The 24,251-nt window shown below is 64.0% G+C and carries 16 protein-coding genes and 5 tRNA genes; 20 read left to right on the top strand and 1 reads right to left on the bottom strand.

Annotation, left to right across the window (positions count from 1 at the left end; genetic code table 11):
• The first annotated feature begins 3 nt into the window (after positions 1 to 3).
• The 5 genes from IAE58_RS00190 (at position 4) to ychF (ending at position 3,824) form a co-directional block, all read left to right on the top strand.
• Positions 4 to 80: transfer RNA gene (locus IAE58_RS00190), tRNA-Gln, on the top strand.
• Positions 81 to 218: 138 nt separating this feature from the next.
• Entirely contained in the window at positions 219 to 1,178 is a 960-nt protein-coding gene (locus tag IAE58_RS00195; RefSeq protein ID WP_108751479.1) for a ribose-phosphate diphosphokinase, read from the top strand.
• A gap of 109 nt (positions 1,179 to 1,287) precedes the next feature.
• A complete protein-coding gene (locus tag IAE58_RS00200) occupies positions 1,288 to 1,905 on the top strand; it encodes a 50S ribosomal protein L25/general stress protein Ctc (protein WP_199932094.1) in 618 nt (205 codons plus the stop codon).
• Between the two features lie 48 nt (positions 1,906 to 1,953).
• The gene (gene pth, locus IAE58_RS00205; RefSeq protein WP_199932093.1) at positions 1,954 to 2,532 is read left to right on the top strand and encodes an aminoacyl-tRNA hydrolase; all 579 of its coding nucleotides are present in this window, start codon (positions 1,954 to 1,956) and stop codon (positions 2,530 to 2,532) included.
• A gap of 200 nt (positions 2,533 to 2,732) precedes the next feature.
• Positions 2,733 to 3,824, top strand: a complete 1,092-nt coding sequence (gene ychF, locus IAE58_RS00210) for a redox-regulated ATPase YchF (protein ID WP_108752266.1) — start codon at positions 2,733 to 2,735, stop codon at positions 3,822 to 3,824.
• 682 nt (positions 3,825 to 4,506) lie between these two features.
• Here the strand turns inward: ychF and IAE58_RS00215 are convergent.
• The gene (locus tag IAE58_RS00215) at positions 4,507 to 7,245 is read right to left on the bottom strand and encodes a TonB-dependent receptor (RefSeq protein ID WP_199932092.1); all 2,739 of its coding nucleotides are present in this window, start codon (positions 7,243 to 7,245) and stop codon (positions 4,507 to 4,509) included.
• Positions 7,246 to 7,466: 221 nt separating this feature from the next.
• Here IAE58_RS00215 and IAE58_RS00220 point away from each other — a divergent pair, with 221 nt between their 5' ends.
• From IAE58_RS00220 to rpoC, 15 genes are all read left to right on the top strand, one after another.
• Positions 7,467 to 8,435, top strand: a complete 969-nt coding sequence (locus IAE58_RS00220) for a cyanophycinase (protein ID WP_233614456.1) — start codon at positions 7,467 to 7,469, stop codon at positions 8,433 to 8,435.
• A gap of 52 nt (positions 8,436 to 8,487) precedes the next feature.
• On the top strand, positions 8,488 to 9,501 hold the full coding sequence (locus IAE58_RS00225; protein ID WP_199932090.1) for an isoaspartyl peptidase/L-asparaginase: 1,014 nt from the start codon (positions 8,488 to 8,490) through the stop codon (positions 9,499 to 9,501).
• A gap of 136 nt (positions 9,502 to 9,637) precedes the next feature.
• A tRNA-Tyr gene (locus tag IAE58_RS00230) sits at positions 9,638 to 9,723 on the top strand.
• A 24-nt stretch (positions 9,724 to 9,747) separates the two neighbouring features.
• Positions 9,748 to 9,821, top strand: a tRNA-Gly gene (locus tag IAE58_RS00235).
• 49 nt (positions 9,822 to 9,870) lie between these two features.
• Positions 9,871 to 9,946 (top strand) — tRNA-Thr (locus tag IAE58_RS00240).
• A gap of 41 nt (positions 9,947 to 9,987) precedes the next feature.
• A complete protein-coding gene (tuf, locus tag IAE58_RS00245) occupies positions 9,988 to 11,178 on the top strand; it encodes an elongation factor Tu (RefSeq protein WP_108752273.1) in 1,191 nt (396 codons plus the stop codon).
• Positions 11,179 to 11,281: 103 nt separating this feature from the next.
• Positions 11,282 to 11,357, top strand: a tRNA-Trp gene (locus IAE58_RS00250).
• Between the two features lie 50 nt (positions 11,358 to 11,407).
• The gene (secE, locus tag IAE58_RS00255; protein WP_199932089.1) at positions 11,408 to 11,821 is read left to right on the top strand and encodes a preprotein translocase subunit SecE; all 414 of its coding nucleotides are present in this window, start codon (positions 11,408 to 11,410) and stop codon (positions 11,819 to 11,821) included.
• A gap of 10 nt (positions 11,822 to 11,831) precedes the next feature.
• Positions 11,832 to 12,392, top strand: coding sequence for a transcription termination/antitermination protein NusG (gene nusG, locus IAE58_RS00260; RefSeq protein WP_108748649.1), 561 nt, complete (start codon positions 11,832 to 11,834; stop codon positions 12,390 to 12,392).
• A 280-nt stretch (positions 12,393 to 12,672) separates the two neighbouring features.
• Positions 12,673 to 13,101, top strand: coding sequence for a 50S ribosomal protein L11 (rplK, locus tag IAE58_RS00265; RefSeq protein WP_004145248.1), 429 nt, complete (start codon positions 12,673 to 12,675; stop codon positions 13,099 to 13,101).
• Between the two features lie 4 nt (positions 13,102 to 13,105).
• Positions 13,106 to 13,804, top strand: coding sequence for a 50S ribosomal protein L1 (gene rplA / locus IAE58_RS00270; protein ID WP_199932088.1), 699 nt, complete (start codon positions 13,106 to 13,108; stop codon positions 13,802 to 13,804).
• A 386-nt stretch (positions 13,805 to 14,190) separates the two neighbouring features.
• On the top strand, positions 14,191 to 14,727 hold the full coding sequence (gene rplJ / locus IAE58_RS00275; RefSeq protein ID WP_108748651.1) for a 50S ribosomal protein L10: 537 nt from the start codon (positions 14,191 to 14,193) through the stop codon (positions 14,725 to 14,727).
• A gap of 63 nt (positions 14,728 to 14,790) precedes the next feature.
• Complete coding sequence (gene rplL / locus IAE58_RS00280; RefSeq protein WP_108752271.1) at positions 14,791 to 15,159, top strand: 50S ribosomal protein L7/L12; 369 nt, start codon at positions 14,791 to 14,793, stop codon at positions 15,157 to 15,159.
• Between the two features lie 357 nt (positions 15,160 to 15,516).
• Positions 15,517 to 19,671, top strand: a complete 4,155-nt coding sequence (rpoB, locus tag IAE58_RS00285) for a DNA-directed RNA polymerase subunit beta (RefSeq protein WP_199932087.1) — start codon at positions 15,517 to 15,519, stop codon at positions 19,669 to 19,671.
• A gap of 89 nt (positions 19,672 to 19,760) precedes the next feature.
• A complete protein-coding gene (rpoC, locus tag IAE58_RS00290; protein ID WP_108748653.1) occupies positions 19,761 to 23,981 on the top strand; it encodes a DNA-directed RNA polymerase subunit beta' in 4,221 nt (1,406 codons plus the stop codon).
• Positions 23,982 to 24,251 lie beyond the last annotated feature (270 nt).

Here is a 24,251-nt window from a genome sequence, read left to right on the forward strand (position 1 = left end):
TGCAGGGGCGTCGCCAAGAGGCCCAAGGCACCAGGTTTTGATCCTGGCATTCGTAGGTTCGAATCCTACCGCCCCTGCCAATTGCGGCTGTGTCCGCGCCTTCCAGCGCATCGACCGCGCGGGACGTGGAAACAGCCGCGGTGTTGTCAGCAGCAAGGGCCCAACGGTCCTTGCCGCTACCGGATCCCCGCCACTCGTCCCCGCCCGAGACAATCATGATGCAAGAGTCCCCGAACCTGCTGGTATTTTCCGGCAACGCCAACAAACGTCTGGCGCAGAACATCTGCAAGGAACTGGGGGTTCGCCCGGGCAAGGCACTGGTCTCGCACTTCTCCGATGGTGAAGTGCAGGTGGAAATCGAAGAGAACGTGCGCAAGCAGGACGTCTTCGTGATCCAGCCGACCAGCGCGCCGAGCGCGGAAAACCTGATGGAACTGCTGGTGCTGATCGACGCGCTCAAGCGCGCATCGGTGAACAGCGTGACCGCCGTGGTGCCGTACTTCGGTTACTCGCGCCAGGATCGCCGCATGCGCTCCTCGCGCGTGCCGATCACCGCCAAGCTGGCGGCGAAGATGTTCAGCACCGCTGGCGCTGATCGCGTGCTGACCGTCGACCTGCACGCCGACCAGATCCAGGGCTTCTTCGATATCCCGGTGGACAACGTGTATGCGTCCCCGCTGCTGCTGGCCGACATCTGGCGCGCCTACGGCACCGAGAACCTGATCGTCGTTTCGCCGGACGTGGGGGGCGTGGTCCGCGCCCGCGCCGTGGCCAAGCGCCTGGATGATGCCGACCTGGCCATCATCGACAAGCGCCGCCCGCGCGCCAACGTCTCCACCGTGATGAACATCATCGGTGACGTCGAAGGCAAGACCTGCGTGATGGTCGATGACATCGTCGATACCGCCGGCACCCTGTGCGCTGCTGCCGCTGCCCTGAAGGCGCGCGGTGCGCTGAAGGTCGCCGCGTACTGCACCCACGCGGTGCTGTCGGGCCCGGCGGTGGACAACATCACCAACTCGCAGCTGGACGAACTGGTGGTGACCGACACCATCCCGCTGAAGGACGCCGCGCGCGTGTGCAGCAAGATCCGCCAGCTCAGCGTGGCGGAAATGCTGGCCGAAACGATGCGCCGCATCGCCTTCGGCGAGTCGGTCAGCTCGCTGTACGTCGATTGAGAATCCGCCCCTGCCAGCAACGGCGGGGGCATGCCCCGGATGCTTCTGGTCGCGGAAGCATCTTCAACCGCCTCGCCGCAAGGCAAGGCAACAACCTGAGTAGTCGAAAATGTCGAAGACCCATGAAATCAAGGTCACCAAGCGTGAACTGCAGCGTAAGGGTGCGAGCCGCCGCCTGCGTCACGCTGGTGTGATCCCGGCCATCGTGTACGGCGGCAACGCCGAGCCGGTCGCCATCAGCCTGGACCACAACGAAATCTGGCTGGCCCAGCAGAACGAGTGGTTCTATGCCTCCATCCTGGACCTGAACCTGGACGGCCAGGTGCAGAAGGTCCTGCTGCGTGACATGCAGCGCCACCCGTACAAGCAGCTGATCATGCACCTGGACTTCCAGCGCGTGAACGAGAACGAAGCCCTGACCGCTTCGGTTCCGCTGCACTTCGTCAACGAAGACACCTCGCCGGCTGGCAAGGCTGCCGACGTCGTGGTCACCCACGAACTGAAGGAAGTGACCATCACCTGCCTGCCGAAGGACCTGCCGGAGTCGATCGAAGTCGACCTGGGCGGCCTGAACGCCGGTGACGTGGTGTACCTGTCCAACATCAAGCTGCCGAAGGGCGTGGAAATCCCGGCGCTGGCGCTGGGCAAGGACCACGACGACGCCATCGTCACCGCCAAGACCGGCAAGGTCGACGCGGCCGACGAAGAAGCTCCGGCTGCCGAGTAATACCCAAGCGGTGCCTGCCTTCGGGCAGGCACCGTGCTGGAAGGAACCATGGCAGGATTGCGACTGATCGTCGGTCTGGGCAACCCCGGATCGGAACACGCCCGGACCCGGCACAATGCCGGGTTTCATTTCGTTGAGGCCCTGGCTGAAAAAGCCGGTGCGCGCTGGAACGTGGACAGCAAGCTGTTCGGCGAGACCGCCAAGGTCGAGATCGCCGGGCAGACGGTCTGGCTGCTGAAGCCGGCCACCTTCATGAACCTCAGCGGCAAGTCGGTCACCGCCGCACAGCGGTTCTGGAAGATCGAGCCGGAGGAAACCCTGCTGGCCCACGACGAACTGGACCTGCCGCCCGGTGCCATACGGCTGAAGTTCGACGGCGGCCACGGCGGCCAGAATGGCCTGCGCGACACCATGCGCCTGCTCGGCCACGGCAGGTTCCACCGCCTGCGCGTGGGCATCGGCCACCCCGGCCACAAGGATCGCGTGGTGGGTTGGGTGCTGGGTCGCCCGTCCAAGGACGATGACGTGCTGATTGCCCGTGCCATCGACGATGCCATCGACGTGCTGCCGCTGGCCGTACAAGGCGATTTCAACGAAGCAATGAAGCGCCTGCACACCCCGAAATAGCGCTTCTGGTAGGTGCCAACCTTGGTTGGCACACAATCAACCAGACCGGTAGGGTAGGTGCCAACCTTGGTTGGCACGGAATCAACCAGACCGGTAGGTGCCAACCTTGGTTGGCACACAATGATCGACACCGAGATGGATTGGCCAAGCAGCGCGCGCGCTGTTTCACCAATCACTTTCACCCCAGAGAGCTGTCACCCATGGGTATCAAATGCGGCATCGTCGGCCTGCCCAACGTCGGCAAGTCGACCCTGTTCAACGCGCTGACCAAGGCGGGCATCGCCGCGGCGAACTTCCCGTTCTGCACCATCGAACCGAACGTCGGCATTGTGCCGGTGCCGGACCCGCGCCTGGGCGAACTGGCCGGCATCATCAATCCGCAGAAGGTCATTCCGACCGCCGTGGAATTCGTCGACATCGCCGGCCTGGTCGCCGGTGCCGCCAGCGGTGAAGGCCTGGGCAACAAGTTCCTGGCCCACATCCGCGAAGTCGATGCGATCACCCACGTGGTGCGCTGCTTCGAGAACGCCGACGTCATCCACGTCAACAACAAGGTCGACCCGATCTCGGACATCGAAACCATCGATACCGAATTGGCGCTGGCCGACCTGGACAGCGTCGAGAAGGCCCTGAACCGCGCCGAGCGCGCCGCCAAGGGTGGCGACAAGGAAGCGGCCGCGCGCAAGCCGGTGCTGGCCAAGCTGCAGGCTGCCCTGTCCGACGGCAAGTCCGGCCGTTCGGTCGGCCTGGACGAGGAAGAGAAGGCGCTGGTCCGTGACCTGTTCCTGCTGACCCTCAAGCCGGTGATGTACATCGCCAACGTGCTGGAAGACGGTTTCGAGAACAACCCGCACCTGGACGCCGTGCGCGCCCACGCCGCCGCCGAAGGCGCGCAGGTGGTGCCGGTGTCGGCCGCGATCGAAGAAGAGCTGTCTCAGCTCGACGACGAAGACCGCGACACCTTCCTGGCCGACCTGGGCCTGAGCGAGCCGGGCCTGAACCGCGTGATCAACGCGGCCTACAGCCTGCTGGGCCTGCAGACCTACTTCACCGCTGGCGTGAAGGAAGTCCGCGCATGGACCGTGCGCAAGGGCGCCACCGCCCCGCAGGCTGCCGCCGTCATCCACACCGACTTCGAGAAGGGCTTCATCCGCGCCGAAACCATCGCGTATGACGACTTCATCAAGTACAAGGGCGAAGCCGGCGCCAAGGAAGCCGGTCGCCTGCGCCTGGAAGGCAAGGAATACCGCGTGCAGGAAGGCGACGTGCTGCACTTCCGCTTCAACGTCTGATCCTGCCGCAACGGATCGACCCCGAACGCCCCGCCCTGTGCGGGGCGTTCGCGTTTCTGGCGCCGCGGCGATGGCTGGTGAAAAAACAACCACGCACTGAAACGCTTGCCGTGCGTGGCTCTCAGCCACTTGTCCACACCAAACCCCCACCACTTTCCACGCGCGGTGTGGAAAACCATGGGGTGCACGCCAGGCAGGTGCCAACCTTGGTTGGCACAGCGCGTGGTGGATAAATTTTCACCACGCCCCGGAACGCCTGCGCCGCAACGCTCGCACCCACTTGTCCACACCAAGTTCCCATCGCTTTCCACGTGCCGTGTGGAAAACAAACATGGGCATGGACAAAAAATCACCACCCCTGCAAACGCTTGTACGGCAATGCTCGCGCCCACTTGTCCACACCAAGTTCGCATCGCTTTCCACGCGTGGTGTGGAAAACCCTGGCGGCGCGCTCTGGTAGTCGCCCGCCAGGGTGGGCGCGCGGCAAATCCATGCCCACCAAGGTGGGCATCTACCAAAGCCCGGATCACCTCGCATCCTGTGCTCTGGTAGTCGCCCACCTTGGTGGGCGCGCGGCAGGCCCATGCCCACCAAGGTGGGCATCTACCAAAGCCCGGTTCCGAAACGAACAAGGCCCGCCAATGGCGGGCCCTGTTCTCCACAGCCTGCGCTGCAGCCCGCCTTACAGCGCGCTGCCACCAAACTTGTGGGTGTACTGCAGGTTGATCGTGCGCCCCACCGTGTCGAACCAGGAAACGTCGTAGTAGGGGTACGCCGTATACGAGGCGTCCTTCGGCGGCATCTTGTTGAACACGTTCACCACCGACAGCGACAGCCGCGCATGGTCGTCGAAGCGGTACTGCACCGACGCGTTGTAGCGGTAGGTCGCCTTGATGTACGGGCTGTCACCGCTGTCCCAGTCGAACACCTGGTCGTAGCTGTCCGAGGTCGGCAGCTTGCCCAGGCGCGAACCGTACACCGTGGCCGACCACGCCGCCTTCTCCCAGGTCACGCTCAGGCTGGTCTTGGTGCGCGGAATGTCGAAGCCACTGTTCACCGCGAACTGGTCTTCCACCGGATCGCCCGGGAACTGCTGGAATTCGTGCTTCTTCACCCAGGTGTGGTTGCCGTTGAAGGAGAACTCGCCGATGCCGGTCTGCACGCGCCAGCGCAGGCCCACGTCCACACCCTGGGTGCGCTCGCGGGCGATGTTCACCGGGTTCACGTGCACGCCGTACAGGCGGCCGTCGTCGGTGCGGGTCACCCGGGCCAGGGCATCCACGCAGGTGGCCGAGGTGGCGTCCAGCTCGCCCAGGCGGCAGGCCGCCTCGTCGCGCAGGATCGCATCCACGTTCATGTCCTGCACCTGGTTGCGCATGTCGATGTCGAACCAGTCCGCGCTGATGTCGAAGCCGCCGCCGGGCGACCAGACGAAACCGGCGCTCCACGAGGTGCTGGTTTCCGGGTCCAGGCGACGGTTGCCTTCGCGGCTGCGCACCAGGTTCTCTTCGTAGTCGCTGCAGTCATCAGCGCCGTCGCTCAGGCAGCCGTAGTAGTCGTTGCCGGCGGTCTCGTCGTTGCCGGGGCCGGCGTACACGTAGTGCAGGTCCGGCGCACGGAACGCGGTGCCGTAGGAACCGCGCACCAGCAGCGTGTCGATCGGGCGCCATTCCAGGCCGCCACTCCAGGTGGCCTTGCCGATCGTGTTGCCCGAATAGCGGTACTGGTCGTAACGGCCGGCCACGCTCAGGTTCACGCTGTCCAGCAGCGGCATGCGCAGCTCGGCGGCGGTGGCCCAGCGGTTGCGCGAGCCTTCGCCGTTGGAATCCTTCCAGCTGTAGTAGTAGTACTGCGTGGCCAGCGGATCGGGATTCAGCGCGTAGGCCTGCTGGCCCACTTCCACGGTGGCGGCAAAGCCGGCATCGCCGCCGGGCAGGCCGAACAGCGCGCCATTGGTCAGGGTAAAGGCGGCCGTTTCCGTGCGCGACTTCGGCGTATAGGTGGTGCGCGCGGCGATCGAATCGTATTCGGCGCGGGTCAGCGGACGGTACAGGCGGTCCGGATCGGCGTTGTAGATCGGGAAGCCGTCGTCATCCTCGCCCAGCTGCGGGCCCAGGAACAGATCGTTGGCCTTGGCCGCCACGATCTGCGGCCAGCTGATCCGCGACTGGTACTGCGAATGGCTCAGGGCGGCTTCGTAATCCCAGTTGCCGGTAAGGTTGCCCTTGAAGCCGGTGGTCACGCTGAAGGTCTTCTGCGTGCTGCGCACCATGGCATTGCGCAGGCCGCCCATTTCCTCCGGCGAGAACTGGCGCTGCCAGAACTCGATTTCACCGGTGGCGGCATTGTTGAAGTAGCCCGACTCGTCACCATCGGGCGCCATGCGGCCCCACGAGGTGACATCGCGCATCAGCGCAAGGCTGTGGTAGCCCAGCTGCACATCGGCGAACCACTGCTGGCCGTTGTCGAAGTCGTAGCTGAGCGAGGCGTAGCCATTGGCGCCGCGGCGCTTGCTGAGGATGGTGCCGTAGCCGATCGACGCATCGCTGCCGCAGTAGTAGCCGTAGCGCGGGCGGAAGGCATGGTAGGTGCTGCCGTTGTTCTGCCCGGCCAGGGCATCGCAGGTGGCTGCGCCCGGGTCGAGGTAGTCATCGTTGTAGTCGGTGCGCAGGTAAGCGCGGCGGGCGATGCGCGAGCCCTCGGTGGGGCCGTCCTGGGTCGAATCCTGCTGTTCGCGCTCGTACGCCCACAGCGGGGTCTGCGACTGCAGCTCCACGCTGTACACCGCGTTGAAGTTGCCGCGGCTGAAGCCACTGGCCAGGCTCATGTCGAACGAGTCGCCGCCGCCTTCGGTGGTGGTGCCCATGCGCACGTCCACCGTGGTGCCATCGGCCTGCTTCTTCAGGATGAAGTTGACCACGCCGGCGATCGCGTCCGAGCCGTAGATGGCCGAGGCGCTGCCGGTCAGCACTTCAATGCGCTCGATCATGCCCAGCGGAATGTTGGACACGTCGGTGAAGTTGCTGCGGCCCTGGAACGGCATCGGGAAGTCGGCAATGCGGCGGCCGTTAACCAGCACCAGCGTGTGGTTCGGGCCCAGCCCGCGCAGATCGACCTGCTGTGCGCCGGGCGAGAAGTCGGCGCCGCTGGACGACTGCTGGCTCTGCGTCTCGCCGCCGTTCTGGGTCATCGCGCGCAGCACGTCCGGCACGCTGGTGAAGCCGGCCGACTGGATCTGTTCGGCGCTGATCACGGTGATCGGTGCCGGGCCTTCCACCTGCGCACGCGGAATGCGCGAGCCGGTGACGTGCACCGCGTCCAATTGTTGAACCGAAGCGGTCGCCGGATCCTGGGCCGCGGCCGAAGCAGCCACCCCCATCAACGCCAGCTGGATCGACCACGCCATCGCCTGTCTACGCATGAAGAATTCCCGGAAGTGATGCCGGCCCGCAGAGGAGGGGCCCTGTCCCCCATTCAGTTTTCCCGGATGGGCGCGCGCATTTAACGCCTTTTTTATGTCCTTGACTACTGTCTTTCTATCTGGCAAAGAGTGAAAACGGTTGCAAGTCGATTCTGTTCAGGGAGATCAGCATGCGACAGGCCTTTTCCGGTCTCTGGCTTCGCCTGGCCCTGTGCACGGGGATGGCGCTGGCATGGGCGCTCCCGGTTGCGGCCCAGAGCCTGCAGGAGCCCGGCTTTGCCTATTACGAGACCGGCAATCTCGACGCGCCCCGACCGGGCCCGCGCGCACCGGCGATGATGCTGATGGGCGGCGGCGAGTGGGTGCCGGAGGCCTTCCAGTGGTGGCTGCGGCAGGCGGGCAACGGCCGTGTGCTGATCCTGCGCGCCTCCGGCGACGACGACCTGCAGCAACGCCTGCACAACGACATTGGCGGCACCACCGCGGTCCAGACCCTGGTCTTCGACAGTCGCCGCGGTGCCGACGATCCCGCCGTGCTGCGGGTGGTAGCGGCGGCCGACGCGATCTTCATTGCCGGTGGCGACCAGGCCCGCTATATCCGCTTCTGGAAGGGCACTGCGCTCAATCGGGCCCTCAATGCCCACGTCCGCGCCGGCAAGCCGATCGCCGGAACCAGTGCCGGACTGGCGATCCTGGGCGGCTATGCCTATGGCGCGCTGGATGGCGGCAGCATCGATTCGGCCAGTGCGTTGGCCGACCCGCGTGGCGCGGCCGTCACCCTCGACCATGGCTTCCTGCAGATGCCTTACCTGCAGCGCGTGGTCACCGACACCCACTTCGACAAGCGCGACCGCCTCGGCCGCCTGATCGTCTTCGTCGCCCGGGCCGCGCAGGACAGTGGCGATCCGGACATGGTCGGCATTGGCGTGGACGAAGATACCGCCCTGTGCGTGGAGCCCGATGGCCACGCGCGTGTCTACAGCGCGGACGGGCAGGGCAAGGTATGGGTGGTGCGCCCCGGGCGTGGCGCCGACCACCTGGTCGAAGGCGAGCCGCTGCGCTTCCATGCCGTGCCGGTCACGGTGGTCGCCTCGGGTGGCCGCCTGCGGCTTGATGATTTCCAGGCCGACGTGGACGATCAGCTGCTGGCTGACATCGATGACGGCCTGATCGAGCTCACCCGCCGCTAGCGTCGGGCGTGGCCCGGCGCTACCGAACCTCATTCCCCTGGAGACGTACCCGATGAAACTGCGCCTGGCGCTGTCTGCCCTGTTGTCCCTGCCCCTGCTCGCGCAGGCGGCTGCGCCCTCACCGCTGCTGGTCATCCATGGCGGCGCCGGCGTGGAGCGCAAGGACCTGTCGCCTGCCGAGGAAAAGGCGGCGCGCGATGCCTTGAAGGCGGCACTGTTGAAGGGCCACGCCGAGCTGGCCGCGGGCCGCCCGGCGCTGGCCGCAGTAACGGCGGCGATCACCGTGCTGGAGGACGATCCGACCTTCAACGCGGGCAAGGGCGCGGTGTTCACCCATGAAGGGCGCAACGAACTGGATGCGGCGGTGATGGACGGCGCCAGCCAGACCGCCGGTGCGGTGGCGGGCGTGCAGCGGGTGCGCAACCCGATCCTGCTGGCGCAGACGGTCATGCAGAAGTCCCGCCACGTGATGATGGTGGGGCAGGGGGCCGAGGCGTTTGCCGCCGAGCAGGGCATCACCCTGGTCGACCCCTCCTACTTCCGTACCGACAAGCGCTGGCAGCAGCTGCAGCGGGCACTGAAGGAAGAGGCCAGTGGCCAGGCCCATGCCGATCTGGAAACGGCCAGGCATTTCGGCACGGTCGGTGCGGTGGCGCTGGATGCGCAGGGCCACCTGGCGGCGGGCACGTCCACCGGCGGCATGACCAACAAGCGCTACGGCCGGGTCGGTGATTCGCCGATCATCGGCGCCGGCACCTGGGCCGATGCACAGTGCGCCGTGTCGGGTACCGGCTGGGGCGAGTACTACATCCGTACCGCGGCGGCGCACGAGATCTGCGCGCGCATCCGCTACCAGGCGCAGTCGCCGGAACAGGCGGGCAGGGCGGTGATCAACGAGATGATTCCGAAGATGGGCGGCGACGGTGGCGCGATCGTGCTCGCGGCAGACGGAAAAATGGCCACGCCGTTCAACACTCAGGGCATGTATCGGGGCTGGATTGGCGCCGACGGCGTGCCACATGTCGCTATTTTCGCCAGCGATCCCCTGCCGCTTCCCGGGCAATAACCTTGTGCATCAAGGGGTTTGCAACAACGTGTGAAAAAAGTGGAAAAAAGCGTTGACAGCCCCCCGCCTCATCAGCAGAATAAGCGGCTCACCACCACACACCGCACCGCTTCGGCGGCACGGGATGGGGCGGTAAGGAGGGATACCCAAGCGGCCAACGGGGGCAGACTGTAAATCTGCTGGCTTACGCCTTCGGTGGTTCGAATCCACCTCCCTCCACCAGTTTCACGTTGTGACATTCCCGGCGCGGGAGTAGTTCAATGGTAGAACCTCAGCCTTCCAAGCTGATGGTGCGGGTTCGATTCCCGTCTCCCGCTCCATTGAATGAACTTTGAATATTATCGAGTTCGTGTCATAATGCAAAACTCGGCTCACGTAGCTCAGTCGGTAGAGCACTTCCTTGGTAAGGAAGAGGTCGAAGGTTCGATTCCTTTCGTGAGCACCATCTTAAGCATCACCTCTCAGACGAATTCGAGATAAGCAGCCATGGCCAAGGGTAAGTTCGAGCGCACCAAGCCGCACGTCAATGTCGGCACCATCGGTCACGTCGACCACGGCAAGACCACGCTGACCGCCGCACTGACCAAGATCGGTGCCGAGCGCTTCGGTGGTGAATTCAAGGACTACTCGGCGATCGACGCCGCGCCGGAAGAAAAGGCGCGTGGCATCACGATCTCGACCGCGCACGTCGAATACGAATCCACCACCCGTCACTACGCCCACGTCGATTGCCCGGGCCACGCTGACTACGTCAAGAACATGATCACCGGTGCCGCCCAGATGGACGGCGCGATCCTGGTGTGCTCGGCCGCTGACGGCCCGATGCCGCAGACCCGCGAGCACATCCTGCTGTCGCGTCAGGTCGGCGTCCCGTACATCGTCGTGTTCCTGAACAAGGCCGACATGGTTGACGATGCCGAGCTGCTGGAACTGGTCGAAATGGAAGTCCGCGAACTGCTGAGCAAGTACGAGTTCCCGGGCGACGACACCCCGATCATCTCGGGTTCGGCTCGTCTGGCGCTGGAAGGTGACCAGAGCGAAATCGGCGTGCCGGCGATCATCAAGCTGGTCGACGCGCTGGACACCTGGATTCCGGAGCCGGAGCGTGCAGTCGACAAGCCGTTCCTGATGCCGGTGGAAGACGTGTTCTCGATCTCGGGCCGCGGCACCGTGGTGACCGGTCGTATCGAGCGCGGCGTGATCAAGGTCGGCGAAGAAATCGAAATCGTCGGTATCCGTCCGGTGCAGAAGACCACCGTGACCGGCGTCGAAATGTTCCGTAAGCTGCTGGATCAGGGCCAGGCAGGCGACAATGCCGGTCTGCTGCTGCGCGGCACCAAGCGTGACGACGTCGAGCGCGGCCAGGTTCTGGCCAAGCCGGGCACCATCAAGCCGCACACCACCTTCGAAGGCGAAGTGTACGTGCTGTCGAAGGACGAAGGCGGCCGTCACACCCCGTTCTTCAACGGCTACCGCCCGCAGTTCTACTTCCGTACCACCGACATCACCGGTAAGGCCAACCTGCCGGAAGGCGTCGAGATGGTGATGCCGGGCGACAACGTGAAGATGGTTGTCGAGCTGATCAACCCGGTGGCAATGGACGAAGGCCTGCGCTTCGCCATCCGCGAAGGCGGCCGTACCGTCGGTGCCGGCGTGGTCTCGAAGATCATCGCGTAAGCCTGCAGTGCCGGCGGTTGCATAGCACCGCCGGTTACGCGAGTGGCGGGCCGGGAACCTCGGTCCGCCTTCGCCGTCTAAGGGAAGGCAAGTCTCAATCTGTACGCCAGTAGCTCAATTGGCAGAGCAGCGGTCTCCAAAACCGCAGGTTGGGGGTTCGAGTCCCTCCTGGCGTGCCATCTGCCACCCTATCCAGCGGCCCAGCCGTCGCTAAAGCAGATATAGCCCGATGAATAGCAAGATCGAACACTCCAAGGATACTTCCGCCATCGGTGGGGATATCGTCAAGTACGCCCTGGCCTCGCTGCTGGTGCTGGCTGGTCTGTTCGTCTGGTTCTGGTTCTCCGCTGATTCCGGTCGTGCCACCCAGTTGGGGGCGTGGACGGGTCAGCTGCGTGCGTTGGCGGTGGTGGTCGGTCTGGTTGGCGGTGTCGGCGTGTTCATGCTGACCGGCAAGGGGCGCGACACCCGCGAATTCCTCTCCGAGTCGCGCTTCGAACTGCGCAAGGTGGTCTGGCCGACGCGCCAGGAAGCCGTTCGCATGACCTGGGTCGTGATTGTCGTGGTGGTCATCCTCAGCCTGCTGCTGGGTGGCTTCGACTTCCTGATCCAGAAACTGACTCAGTGGTTCCTGAGCCGCTAAGGAGAAATGCATGAAGCGTTGGTACGTCGTTCACGCCTATTCGGGCTTCGAGAAGTCGGTTGCGCAGGCCCTGCGTGATCGCATCGCCCGTGACGGCATGGAAGAGCGCTTCGGCGACGTCCTGGTCCCGACCGAAGAAGTGGTCGAGATGCGTGCCGGTCAGAAGCGTCGTTCCGAGCGCAAGTTCTTCCCGGGTTACGTGCTGGTCCAGATCGAGACCCACGAAGAAGCCGGTATTCCGCGCATCGACAACGAAAGCTGGCACCTGGTGAAGGAAACCCCGCGCGTGATGGGCTTCATCGGCGGCACTGCCGATCGTCCGCTGCCGATCGCCGATTCCGAAGCCGAGGCCATCCTGAATCGCGTTCAGGAAGGCGTGGAAAAGCCGCGCCCGAAGGTGCTGTTCGAGCCGGGCCAGATGGTCCGCGTCACCGATGGCCCGTTCAACGATTTCAATGGCGTCGTCGAAGAAGTCAACTACGAGAAGAGCCGTCTGCGCGTCTCGGTGCTGATCTTCGGTCGTGCCACCCCGGTCGAACTCGAGTTCGGTCAGGTCGAAAAGGCCGTCTGACCAACGGTAGAGTCGAGCTTGCTCGACTTTCCGTTCAGTCGAGCAAGCTCGACTCTACAAGAGGAACCGGGCATTGCCCGGTTTCCTTCGTTTACGTGCCGCTTCAGGCACGTGAAGAAAAAACCTGCTATAGTGCGCGGCTCCCGCTGGGATGCCAGCGGAGCCAGGCCGCCGCAAGGTGGCCTTCGGCATGATTTCAAAACGCGATGCCGGGACGCGTGATTCCCGGTCCGATGGGGAGCCTGTTGTCGAAAGGCGCTAGCACCCGGAGAGCACTCAAATGGCAAAGAAAGTTGTCGGTTACATCAAGCTGCAGGTGAAGGCCGGTCAGGCCAACCCCTCGCCGCCGGTCGGTCCTGCGCTGGGTCAGCGCGGCCTGAACATCATGGAATTCTGCAAGGCGTTCAACGCTGCCACGCAGAAGCTCGAGCCGGGTCTGCCGGTTCCGGTGATCATCACGGCCTACTCGGACCGTACGTTCACCTTCATCACCAAGAGCACCCCGGCCACCACTCTGCTGAAGAAGGCCGCTGGCATCTCGTCGGGCTCCAAGCGCCCGAACACCGAGAAGGTCGGCAAGGTCACCCGTAAGCAGCTGGAAGAGATCGCCAAGGCGAAGGAACCGGATCTGACTGCCGCCGACCTGGACGCCGCCGTGCGTACCATCGCTGGCTCTGCCCGTTCCATGGGCCTCGTGGTGGAGGGTTAATAAGATGGCACAGACCAAGCGTGAGAAGGCCATCAAGGCCGCCGTTGTCCCGGGCAAGTCGTACGCCTTCGAGGACGCGATCAACATCCTGAAGAACGCCACCAAGGCCAAGTTCGTCGAGTCGATCGACGTTGCCGTGCGCCTGGGCGTCGATGCGAAGAAGTCCGACCAGCAGGTCCGTGGCTCCACCGTGCTGCCGGCTGGTACCGGCAAGTCGGTCCGCGTTGCCGTGTTCGCTCCGGCCGGTGCCAAGGCTGACGAAGCCCTGGCCGCTGGCGCCGAAGCCGTCGGTATGGACGACCTGGCCGAGAAGATGCAGGCCGGCGATCTGAACTACGACGTCGTCATCGCCACCCCGGACGCCATGCGCGTCGTCGGTAAGCTGGGCACCGTGCTGGGCCCGCGCGGCCTGATGCCGAACCCGAAGGTCGGCACCGTTTCCCCGAACCCGGGTGAAGCTGTGAAGAACGCCAAGTCGGGCCAGGTCCGTTACCGCACCGACAAGGCCGGTATCATCCACTGCACCATCGGCAAGGCCGACTTCGCCGAAGACGCGCTGAAGTCGAACCTGACCGCGCTGCTGCTGGACCTGATCAAGGCCAAGCCGGCCACCTCGAAGGGCACCTACCTGCAGAAGGTTTCGGTCAGCTCGACGATGGGCCCGGGCGTCACCGTCGACCAGTCGTCGCTGACCCTGAAGTAATTGTTTCAAGCGGTCACGGTACCTTCGGGCATCGTGACCGTGACATTTGAAGGCATCGCCGGCCGCACACCGCCGGCGGTAGCCGTCAAAGACCGCAGGCGCGGTCGTGGCAATACCGGCGACGGGCACGGAAGCTCGATATGGCAGGGAGTCGCCGCCGGCGCAGCAATGACCGCTTAATCGATTCCCCGGAATCAACCTGCGTAGATGGTGCCCTTCTGGAGTTTTTCTGGTTCACGCACGTCTGGGATCTTCCCCGATTGCACTCCAGGTCTGGAACGGCCCACCCCCGGAACATCATTCCGATGTTCCCGGCGTCCAGGACGGATGCCGCACAGGACCGCACACGGCAGGAGCCGTAAGCGGAGTTCAATTGGAGGAGTGCAATGGCTCTCAATCTGTCCCAGAAGCAAGAAGTAGTCGCCGAGCTGGCAGACGTCGCCGCCAAGGCCCACTCCTTGATCGCAGCTGAATACGCTGGCACCACGGTCGCTCAGATGACCGCGATGCGTAAGCAGGCTCGTGAAACCGGTGTTTTCTTGAAGGTTGTCAAGAACACCCTGGCGTCGCGCGCTGTTGAAGGCACCGAGTTCGCAGTCGCACAGGACCAGATGGTTGGTCCGCTGCTGTACGCGTTCTCGCTCGAGGAGCCCGGCGCAGCCGGTCGCCTGATCAAGGAAGCCGCCAAGGGCAACGACAAGCTGAAGGCTAAGGTCGTCGCCATCGGTGGTGAAGTGTTCCCGGCAAGCCACGTCGACGTGCTGGCATCGCTGCCGACCCGCGACCAGGCCCTGGCCATGCTGGCCCGCGTCCTGACCGAGCCGGTCACGATGTTTGCCCGCGCCATCAAGGCAATCGGCGACAAGCAGGGTGGTGGCGACGTCGCCGCCGACGCTGCTGAACCGGCCGCCGAGACCGCCTGAGTTTCTACTAATCGTGGTTCCTGACGGAACCTCAATCCAGAAAAACATCCAAAGGTAATTATCATGTCCCTTACCAACGAACAGATCGTCGACGCCATCGCCGAGAAGTCCCTGATGGAAGTGATGGAGCTGGTCAAGGCCATCGAAGAAAAGTTCGGCGTCTCCGCCGCTGCTCCGGTTGCCGTGGCTGCTGCCGCTGGCCCGGCTGCCGCTGTTGAAGAGCAGACCGAATTCACCGTCACCCTGAAGACTGCTGGCGACAAGAAGGTCGAAGTCATCAAGGCCGTCCGCGCCATCACCGGCCTGGGCCTGAAGGAAGCGAAGGACCTGGCCGAAGCCGGTGGCGTCCTGAAGGAAGGCGCTTCGAAGGACGAAGCCGAGAAGATGAAGAAGGACCTGGAAGCTGCTGGCGCGACTGTCGAAGTCAAGTAAGCACTTCCCTTGCATCGTCATCGATTCACGGCGATGCAGCCAAGGCTGGGGGCGTAAGCCCCCGGCCTTTGGTCGTTCCTGCGGTGGTGTGTATCCACGACCTGCGTGGAACCCATCGGTAGATCCACGCCATGCGTGGATGCAACAAGCGGCAAAAAAGCCCAACACGGGCTGCAGTCAAACCCCGGCCGGCCAGCGCAGCGCGCGGCAGCAGGGGCGTGGTAGCAGACGAGTTGGCAGTTGGAAGTAGCGGGAGAAGGCGTGCTGGTGCCGGCAATACCAGCGACTTCCAACTGACAATTTCAAGTTCCCTTCGGGTTGTGGACGCACGACCCGCACAACAAGGTGGAAGACCTCATGACGTCCTATTCGTTCACCGAAAAAAAGCGCATCCGCAAGGATTTCGGCAAGCAGCGCTCGATCCTGGAAGTTCCCTTCCTGCTCGCCATCCAGGTGGATTCCTACCGTGATTTCCTCCAGGAAAACGTCGATCCGGCCAAGCGCGCCGATTACGGCCTGCACGCTGCGCTGAAGTCGGTCTTCCCGATCGCCAGCTACAGCGGCAACGCCGCCCTGGAATACGTCGGCTACAAGCTGGGCGAGCCGGTCTTCGACGAGCGTGAGTGCCGCCAGCGTGGCATGAGCTACGGCGCGCCGCTGCGCGTCACCGTGCGCCTGGTCATCTACGACCGTGAGTCGTCGACCAAGGCCATCAAGTACGTGAAGGAGCAGGAGGTCTATCTGGGCGAAATCCCGCTGATGACCGAAAACGGCACCTTCATCGTCAACGGCACCGAGCGCGTCATCGTCTCGCAGTTGCACCGCTCGCCGGGTGTGTTCTTCGACCACGACCGTGGCAAGACCCACAGCTCGGGCAAGCTGCTGTACAGCGCCCGCATCATTCCTTACCGCGGCTCCTGGCTGGACTTCGAGTTCGACCCGAAGGACGCGCTGTTCACCCGTATCGACCGCCGCCGCAAGCTGCCGGTGTCGATCCTGCTGCGCGCGCTTGGCTACAGCAACGAAGAGATGCTGGCCGAGTTCTTCGAGATCAACACCTTCCACATCAACCCGGATGAAGGCGTCCAGCTGGAGCTGGTGCCCGAGCGCCTGCGTGGCGAAACCCTGGGCTTCGACCTCGCCGACGGCGACAAGGTCATCGTGGAAGCCGGCAAGCGCATCACCGCGCGCCACATCAAGCAGCTGGAAGCCTCGGGCATCGCCGCCCTGGCCGTGCCGGACGACTACATCGTCGGCCGCATCCTGTCGCACGACGTGGTCGATGCGTCGACCGGTGAACTGCTGGCCCAGGCCAACGACGAAATCAGCGACGAACAGCTGCAGAACTTCCGCAAGGCCGGCGTCGATGCGGTGGGCACCCTGTGGGTGAACGACCTGGATCGTGGCCCGTACCTGTCCAACACCCTGCGCATCGATCCGACCAAGACCCAGCTGGAAGCCCTGGTCGAAATCTACCGCATGATGCGTCCGGGCGAGCCGCCGACCAAGGATGCCGCGCAAAACCTGTTCCACAACCTGTTCTTCACCTTCGAGCGCTACGACCTGTCCGCGGTCGGCCGCATGAAGTTCAACCGTCGCGTGGGCCGCAAGGAAACCACCGGCGAAGCCGTGCTGTACGACCGCAAGTACTACGGCGAGCGTAACGACGAAGAATCCAAGCGCCTGGTTGCCGCCCACGGCGACAGCTCCGACATCCTGGACGTGATCAAGGTCCTGACCGAGATCCGCAACGGTCGCGGCGTGGTCGATGACATCGATCACCTGGGCAACCGTCGCGTGCGTTCGGTCGGTGAAATGGCCGAAAACGTGTTCCGCGTGGGCCTGGTCCGCGTCGAGCGCGCGGTCAAGGAACGCCTGTCGATGGCCGAATCCGAAGGCCTGACCCCGCAGGAACTGATCAACGCCAAGCCGGTCGCCGCAGCCATCAAGGAGTTCTTCGGCTCCTCGCAGCTGTCGCAGTTCATGGATCAGAACAACCCGCTGTCGGAAGTGACCCACAAGCGTCGCGTCTCGGCCCTGGGCCCGGGCGGTCTGACCCGTGAGCGCGCCGGCTTCGAAGTGCGCGACGTGCACCCGACCCATTACGGCCGCGTCTGCACCATCGAAACCCCGGAAGGCCCGAACATCGGCCTGATCAACTCGCTGGCCGTGTATGCCCGCACCAACCAGTACGGTTTCCTCGAGACCCCGTACCGCAAGGTCGTGGACGGCAAGGTGTACGACGAAGTCGAATTCCTGTCGGCCATCGAAGAAAACGAGTACGTCATTGCGCAGGCCAACGCGCTGACCGACGCCAACAGCGTGCTGACCGAGCAGTTCGTTCCCTGCCGCTTCCAGGGCGAATCGCTGCTGAAGCCGCCGGCAGAAGTCCACTTCATGGACGTCTCGCCGATGCAGACCGTGTCGATCGCAGCCGCGCTGGTTCCGTTCCTGGAGCACGATGACGCCAACCGTGCACTGATGGGCGCCAACATGCAGCGCCAGGCCGTGCCGACCCTGCGTGCGCAGAAGCCGCTGGTGGGTACCGGCATCGAACGCGCCGTGGCCCGTGACTCGGGTGTGACCGTCAACGCCCGTCGTGGTGGCGAGATCGTGCAGATCGACGCCGCGCGCATCGTGGTGAAGGTGGTTGAAGAAGAAATCGTCGGCGCCACCGATGCCGGCGTGGACATCTACAACCTGGTCAAGTACACCCGTTCGAACCAGAACACCTGCATCAACCAGCGTCCGCTGGTCCAGGTGGGCGACATCATCGCCCGCGGCGACGTGCTGGCCGACGGTCCGTCCACCGACATCGGCGAACTGGCCCTGGGCCAGAACATGCTGATCGCGTTCATGCCGTGGAACGGCTACAACTTCGAAGACTCCATCCTGCTCTCCGAGCGCGTGGTGGAAGAGGATCGTTACACCACGATCCACATCGAAGAGCTGACCTGCGTTGCGCGTGACACCAAGCTGGGGCCGGAAGAAATCTCCGCCGACATCCCGAACGTTTCCGAGCAGGCGCTGAACCGCCTGGACGAAAGCGGCGTGGTGTACATCGGTGCCGAAGTCCGCGCCGGCGACATCATGGTCGGCAAGGTCACCCCGAAGGGCGAAAGCCAGCTGACCCCGGAAGAGAAGCTGCTGCGCGCGATCTTCGGCGAGAAGGCTTCGGACGTGAAGGACAGCTCGCTGCGCGTTCCGCCGGGCATGGACGGCACCGTCATCGACGTGCAGGTTTTCACCCGCGATGGCATCGAGAAGGACAAGCGCGCCCGTCAGATCGAAGAATCTGAAATCAAGCGCGTCAAGAAGGACTTCGACGACCAGTTCCGCATCCTGGAAGCGGCCATCTACATGCGTCTGCGTTCGCAGATCGTGGGCAAGGTGGTCAACGGTGGCGCCGGCCTGAAGAAGGGCGACGTGATCTCCGACGCCTTCCTGGACGGTCTGAAGAAGGCCGACTGGTTCGCCCTGCGCATGAAGGACGAGGACGCCTCGGAAGCCATCGAGCGCGCACAGAAGCAGATCCAGGCGCACGAGAAGGAATTCGAGCGTCGCTTCGCCGACAAGCGCGGCAAGATCACCGCCGGCGACGACCTCGCCCCGGGCGTGCTGAAGATGGTCAAGGTGTTCCTGGCCGTGAAGCGCCGCATCCAGCCGGGCGACAAGATGGCAGGCCGCCACGGTAACAAGGGTGTGGTGTCCAACGTGGTGCCGGTCGAGGACATGCCGTACATGGCCTCGGGCGAAACCGTGGACATCGTACTGAACCCGCTGGGCGTGCCGTCGCGTATGAACATCGGGCAGATCCTGGAAGTGCACCTGGGCTGGGCCGCCAAGGGTCTGGGTCGCAAGATCCAGGCGATGATGGAAGCCCAGGCGGCCGTGGCCGACCTGCGCAAGTTCCTGGACGACATCTACAACCACGATGACACCAACGTGGCCAACCGTGTCGACCTGTCGCAGTTCAGCGACGAGGAACTGCTGCGCCTGGCCCGCAACCTGACCGACGGCGTGCCGATGGCCACCCCGGTGTTCGACGGTGCCACCGAAGCGGAAATCAAGCGGATGCTGGAACTGGCCGACCTGCCGAGCAGTGGCCAGACCCAGCTGTACGACGGCCGCACCGGTGAAGCCTTCGATCGCCACACCACCGTTGGCTACATGCACTACCTGAAGCTGAACCACCTGGTCGACGACAAGATGCACGCCCGTTCGACCGGTCCGTACTCGCTCGTCACCCAGCAGCCGCTGGGCGGCAAGGCGCAGTTCGGCGGCCAGCGCTTCGGTGAAATGGAAGTCTGGGCGCTGGAAGCCTACGGCGCGGCCTACACCCTGCAGGAAATGCTGACGGTGAAGTCCGATGACGTGCAGGGCCGCAACCAGATGTACAAGAACATCGTCGACGGTGAGCACGAGATGGTCGCGGGCATGCCGGAATCCTTCAACGTGCTCGTGAAGGAAATCCGCTCGCTGGCCATCAACATGGAACTGGAAGACAACTGATCCATGCCGGCGCGGCGGTTACCGCCGCCGCGCCGCTGGCAGTGAACTGAAAGCCCATCGACACAGCATTCCTCCTTTCGGAGAACACCATGAAAGACCTGCTCAACCTCTTCAACCAGCAGCGCCAGACGCTGGACTTCGACGCGATCAAGATCGCGCTGGCCTCGCCGGACCTGATCCGTTCGTGGTCCTTCGGCGAAGTGAAGAAGCCGGAAACCATCAACTACCGTACCTTCAAGCCGGAACGTGACGGCCTGTTCTGCGCCGCCATCTTCGGCCCGGTGAAGGACTACGAGTGCCTGTGCGGCAAGTACAAGCGCATGAAGCACCGCGGCGTGGTCTGCGAAAAGTGCGGCACCGAAGTGACCCTGGCCAAGGTGCGCCGCGAGCGCATGGGCCACATCGACCTGGCATCGCCGGTCGCGCACATCTGGTTCCTGAAGTCGCTGCCGTCGCGCATCGGCCTGATGCTGGACATGACCCTGCGCGACATCGAGCGCGTGCTGTACTTCGAAGCCTACGTGGTGACCGAGCCGGGCCTGACCGCCCTGGAGCGCCGCCAGCTGCTGACCGAAGAACAGTACCTGCAGGCCCGCCAGGAGCACGGTGACGACTTCGACGCCGCCATGGGCGCCGAGGCCGTGTACGAACTGCTGCGCACCATCGACCTGCAGTCGGAAATGACCCGCCTGCGCGAAGAAATCGCCAGCACCGGTTCGGAAACCAAGCTGAAGCGACTGACCAAGCGCATCAAGCTGATCGAAGCCTTCCTGGAATCGGGCAACCGTCCGGAATGGATGGTCATGACCGTGCTGCCGGTGCTGCCGCCGGACCTGCGTCCGCTGGTTCCGCTGGACGGCGGCCGCTTTGCGACCTCCGACCTGAACGACCTGTACCGCCGCGTCATCAACCGTAACAACCGCCTGCGCCGCCTGCTCGAACTGAGCGCGCCGGACATCATCGTGCGCAATGAAAAGCGCATGCTGCAGGAATCGGTCGATGCGCTGCTGGACAACGGCCGTCGCGGCCGTGCCATCACCGGCACCAACAAGCGCCCGCTGAAGTCGCTGGCCGACATGATCAAGGGCAAGCAGGGTCGCTTCCGCCAGAACCTGCTGGGCAAGCGCGTGGACTACTCGGGCCGTTCGGTCATCGTGGTCGGTCCGTACCTGCGCCTGCACCAGTGCGGCCTGCCGAAGAAGATGGCGCTGGAACTGTTCAAGCCGTTCGTCTTCGCCAAGCTGCAGCGTCGTGGCCTGGCCACCACCATCAAGGCCGCCAAGAAGCTGGTCGAGCGCGAAGAAGCCGAAGTCTGGGACATCCTGGAAGAGGTCATCCGCGAACACCCGGTGATGCTGAACCGTGCGCCGACCCTGCACCGTCTGGGCATCCAGGCGTTCGAGCCGGTGCTGATCGAAGGCAAGGCCATCCAGCTGCACCCGCTGGTCTGCACCGCGTTCAACGCCGACTTCGACGGTGACCAGATGGCCGTCCACGTGCCGCTCTCGCTGGAAGCCCAGCTGGAAGCGCGTGCGCTGATGATGTCCACCAACAACATCCTGTCGCCGGCCAACGGCGAGCCGATCATCGTGCCGTCGCAGGACGTCGTGCTGGGTCTGTACTACATGACCCGCTCGCTGGAAAACAAGAAGGGCGAGGGCATGGCCTTCGCCAACATCGCCGAAGTCAAGCGCGCCTACGACAACCGCGTGGTGGAACTGCACGCACGCGTCAAGGTCCGCATCACCGAAGTGGTGACCGACGAGGAAGGCAACAAGCAGAACAAGACCTCGATCGTGGACACCACGATCGGTCGCGCCCTGCTGGCTGAAATCCTGCCGGAAGGCCTGCCGTTCGCGCTGGCCAACACCGAGCTGACCAAGAAGAACATCAGCCGCCTGATCAACTCCAGCTACCGCCAGCTGGGTCTGAAGGACACGGTCGTGTTCGCCGACAAGCTGATGTACACCGGCTTCGCCTACGCGACCCGCGCCGGCGTCTCCATCGGCATCGACGACATGCTGATCCCCGACGAGAAGAAGGGCATCCTCACCGAGGCCGAAGCCGAAGTGCTGGAAATCCAGGAGCAGTACCAGTCGGGCCTGGTCACCGCCGGCGAGCGCTACAACAAGGTGGTCGACATCTGGTCGCGTACCAATGAACGCATCGCCAAGGCGATGATGGACACCATTGGTACCGAGAAGGTGGTCAATGCCAAGGGCGAAACCATCGACCAGAAGTCGATGAACTCGCTGTACATCATGGCCGACTCCGGTGCGCGAGGCAGCCAGGCGCAGATCCGTCAGCTGGCCGGCATGCGCGGTCTGATGGCCCGTCCCGATGGCTCGATCATCGAGACGCCCATCAAGGCGAACTTCCGCGAAGGCCTGAACGTGCAGGAGTACTTCAACTCCACCCACGGTGCCCGTAAGGGTCTGGCCGATACCGCGCTGAAGACCGCGAACTCGGGTTACCTGACCCGTCGTCTGGTCGACGTGGCGCAGGACGTGGTGATCACCGAGGTGGATTGCGGTACCACCGAAGGCCTGATCATGACCCCGATCGTGGAAGGCGGCGACGTGGTCGAGCCGTTGAAGGACCGCGTGCTGGGTCGCGTGGTTGCCGAGGACGTGTTCCTGCCGGGCAACGACGAAGATCCGATCGTGACCCGCAACACCCTGCTCGACGAAGCCTGGGTGGCCAAGCTGGAAGATGCCGGCGTGCAGACCATCAAGGTCCGCTCGACCATCTCCTGCGAATCGGCCTTCGGCGTCTGCGCTCGCTGCTACGGCCGCGATCTGGCCCGTGGCCACCTGGTCAACATCGGTGAAGCGGTCGGCGTCATCGCCGCCCAGTCCATCGGTGAGCCGGGTACCCAGCTGACCATGCGTACGTTCCACATCGGTGGTGCGGCGTCGCGAGCTGCTGCGGTCGACAACATCACCGTCAAGACCACCGGTTCGGTCAAGTTCAGCAACCTCAAGTCGGTCGAGCACGCCAACGGCTCGCTGGTGGCAGTGTCGCGCTCGGGCGAAATCTCGGTGCTCGATGCCCACGGCCGTGAGCGTGAGCGTTACAAGCTGCCGTACGGTGCCACCATCACGTCCAAGGACGGTGATGCGATCAAGGCTGGCCAGACCGTGGCCAACTGGGATCCGCATAACCACCCGATCGTGTCGGAAGTGGCCGGTTTCATCCGCTTCATCGACTTCGTTGACGGCATCACCGTCATCGAAAAGACCGATGAACTGACCGGTCTGGCTTCGCGCGAAATCACCGATCCGAAGCGTCGTGGTGCACAGGCCAAGGACCTGCGCCCGATCGTGCGCATCGTCGACGCCAAGGGCAACGACCTGTCCATCCCGGGCACCGATCTGCCGGCGCAGTACCTGCTGCCGCCGCGTTCGATCGTCAACCTGCAGGACGGCGCCCCGGTGGGCGTGGGCGACGTGGTCGCCAAGATCCCGCAGGAAGCGTCCAAGACCCGCGACATCACCGGTGGTCTGCCGCGCGTGGCCGATCTGTTCGAAGCGCGCAAGCCGAAGGATCCGGCGGTGCTGGCCGAGCGTTCGGGCATCATCAGCTTCGGTAAGGACACCAAGGGCAAGCAGCGCCTGATCATCAAGGACACCGATGGTTCGGAACACGAAGAGCTGATTCCGAAGTACCGCCAGGTGATCGTGTTCGAAGGTGAGCACGTGACCAAGGGCGAAACCATCGTGGACGGCGAACCGAGCCCGCAGGACATTCTGCGTCTGCTGGGTGTCGAACCGCTGGCCGCCTACCTGGTAAAGGAAATCCAGGACGTGTACCGCCTGCAGGGCGTGAAGATCAACGACAAGCACATCGAAGTCATCACCCGCCAGATGCTGCGCAAGGTCGAGATCACCGACCAGGGCAGCAGCAAGTTCCTGAACGGTGAACAGGTGGAGCGTCAGCGCGTGATCGAGGAGAATGCGCGCCTGGCCACCCGCAGCGAACTGCCGGCTCACTTCGATCCGGTGCTGCTGGGTATCACCAAGGCATCGCTGGCCACCGAATCGTTCATCTCGGCGGCGTCGTTCCAGGAAACCACCCGCGTGCTGACCGAAGCTGCCGTCCGCGGCACCAAGGACAACCTGCGCGGCCTGAAGGAAAACGTCATCGTCGGCCGTCTGATTCCGGCCGGTACCGGCCTGTCCTACCACAGCAGCCGCCGTCGTGGCGCTTCGGGTCTCACCGACTCGGAGATGCAGGCCCTGACCGGTACCCCGGCCGCGGCTGAAGCACCGGCCGCCGAAGTGGAAGCTGAACAGGCTTCGGAAGACTGAAACACCGGTCCGGCCGCAAAGCCGGACCACCCCGTCGGTGCAACGACGGGATTGGGACAGGGCAGGGTGGACCGCTCGCGGTTCACCCCGCCAACCTGAACGGGGTACATGGAGGCCCCCCAGTAACGTTCCAGGATCAGGAACGGGCTTGACAGAACGCGTTTGACTGCGTTCCTGACAGGTTGCTACAATCGTCTGTCTCAGCAGGCCAGAATTTTGGCCTGCTTTAACATTTCCGCATCTCTGGCCGGATTTCCGGCCACCAATCAG

Source organism: Stenotrophomonas sp. S49, from assembly GCF_016624905.1.
Taxonomy (GTDB): domain Bacteria; phylum Pseudomonadota; class Gammaproteobacteria; order Xanthomonadales; family Xanthomonadaceae; genus Stenotrophomonas.

What these genes read in the sequence shown, in the direction of transcription:
- IAE58_RS00215 (WP_199932092.1), bottom strand. Translation starts at nt 7,245, where the DNA reads ATGCGTAGACAGGCGATGGCGTGGTCGATCCAGCTGGCGTTGATGGGG.
- IAE58_RS00200 (WP_199932094.1), top strand. Translation starts at nt 1,288, where the DNA reads ATGTCGAAGACCCATGAAATCAAGGTCACCAAGCGTGAACTGCAGCGT.
- IAE58_RS00195 (WP_108751479.1), top strand. Translation starts at nt 219, where the DNA reads ATGCAAGAGTCCCCGAACCTGCTGGTATTTTCCGGCAACGCCAACAAA.
- rpoC (WP_108748653.1), top strand. Translation starts at nt 19,761, where the DNA reads ATGAAAGACCTGCTCAACCTCTTCAACCAGCAGCGCCAGACGCTGGAC.
- rplK (WP_004145248.1), top strand. Translation starts at nt 12,673, where the DNA reads ATGGCAAAGAAAGTTGTCGGTTACATCAAGCTGCAGGTGAAGGCCGGT.
- nusG (WP_108748649.1), top strand. Translation starts at nt 11,832, where the DNA reads ATGAAGCGTTGGTACGTCGTTCACGCCTATTCGGGCTTCGAGAAGTCG.
- rpoB (WP_199932087.1), top strand. Translation starts at nt 15,517, where the DNA reads ATGACGTCCTATTCGTTCACCGAAAAAAAGCGCATCCGCAAGGATTTC.
- ychF (WP_108752266.1), top strand. Translation starts at nt 2,733, where the DNA reads ATGGGTATCAAATGCGGCATCGTCGGCCTGCCCAACGTCGGCAAGTCG.
- secE (WP_199932089.1), top strand. Translation starts at nt 11,408, where the DNA reads ATGAATAGCAAGATCGAACACTCCAAGGATACTTCCGCCATCGGTGGG.
- IAE58_RS00220 (WP_233614456.1), top strand. Translation starts at nt 7,467, where the DNA reads ATGGCGCTGGCATGGGCGCTCCCGGTTGCGGCCCAGAGCCTGCAGGAG.
- IAE58_RS00225 (WP_199932090.1), top strand. Translation starts at nt 8,488, where the DNA reads ATGAAACTGCGCCTGGCGCTGTCTGCCCTGTTGTCCCTGCCCCTGCTC.
- rplJ (WP_108748651.1), top strand. Translation starts at nt 14,191, where the DNA reads ATGGCTCTCAATCTGTCCCAGAAGCAAGAAGTAGTCGCCGAGCTGGCA.
- tuf (WP_108752273.1), top strand. Translation starts at nt 9,988, where the DNA reads ATGGCCAAGGGTAAGTTCGAGCGCACCAAGCCGCACGTCAATGTCGGC.
- pth (WP_199932093.1), top strand. Translation starts at nt 1,954, where the DNA reads ATGGCAGGATTGCGACTGATCGTCGGTCTGGGCAACCCCGGATCGGAA.
- rplL (WP_108752271.1), top strand. Translation starts at nt 14,791, where the DNA reads ATGTCCCTTACCAACGAACAGATCGTCGACGCCATCGCCGAGAAGTCC.
- rplA (WP_199932088.1), top strand. Translation starts at nt 13,106, where the DNA reads ATGGCACAGACCAAGCGTGAGAAGGCCATCAAGGCCGCCGTTGTCCCG.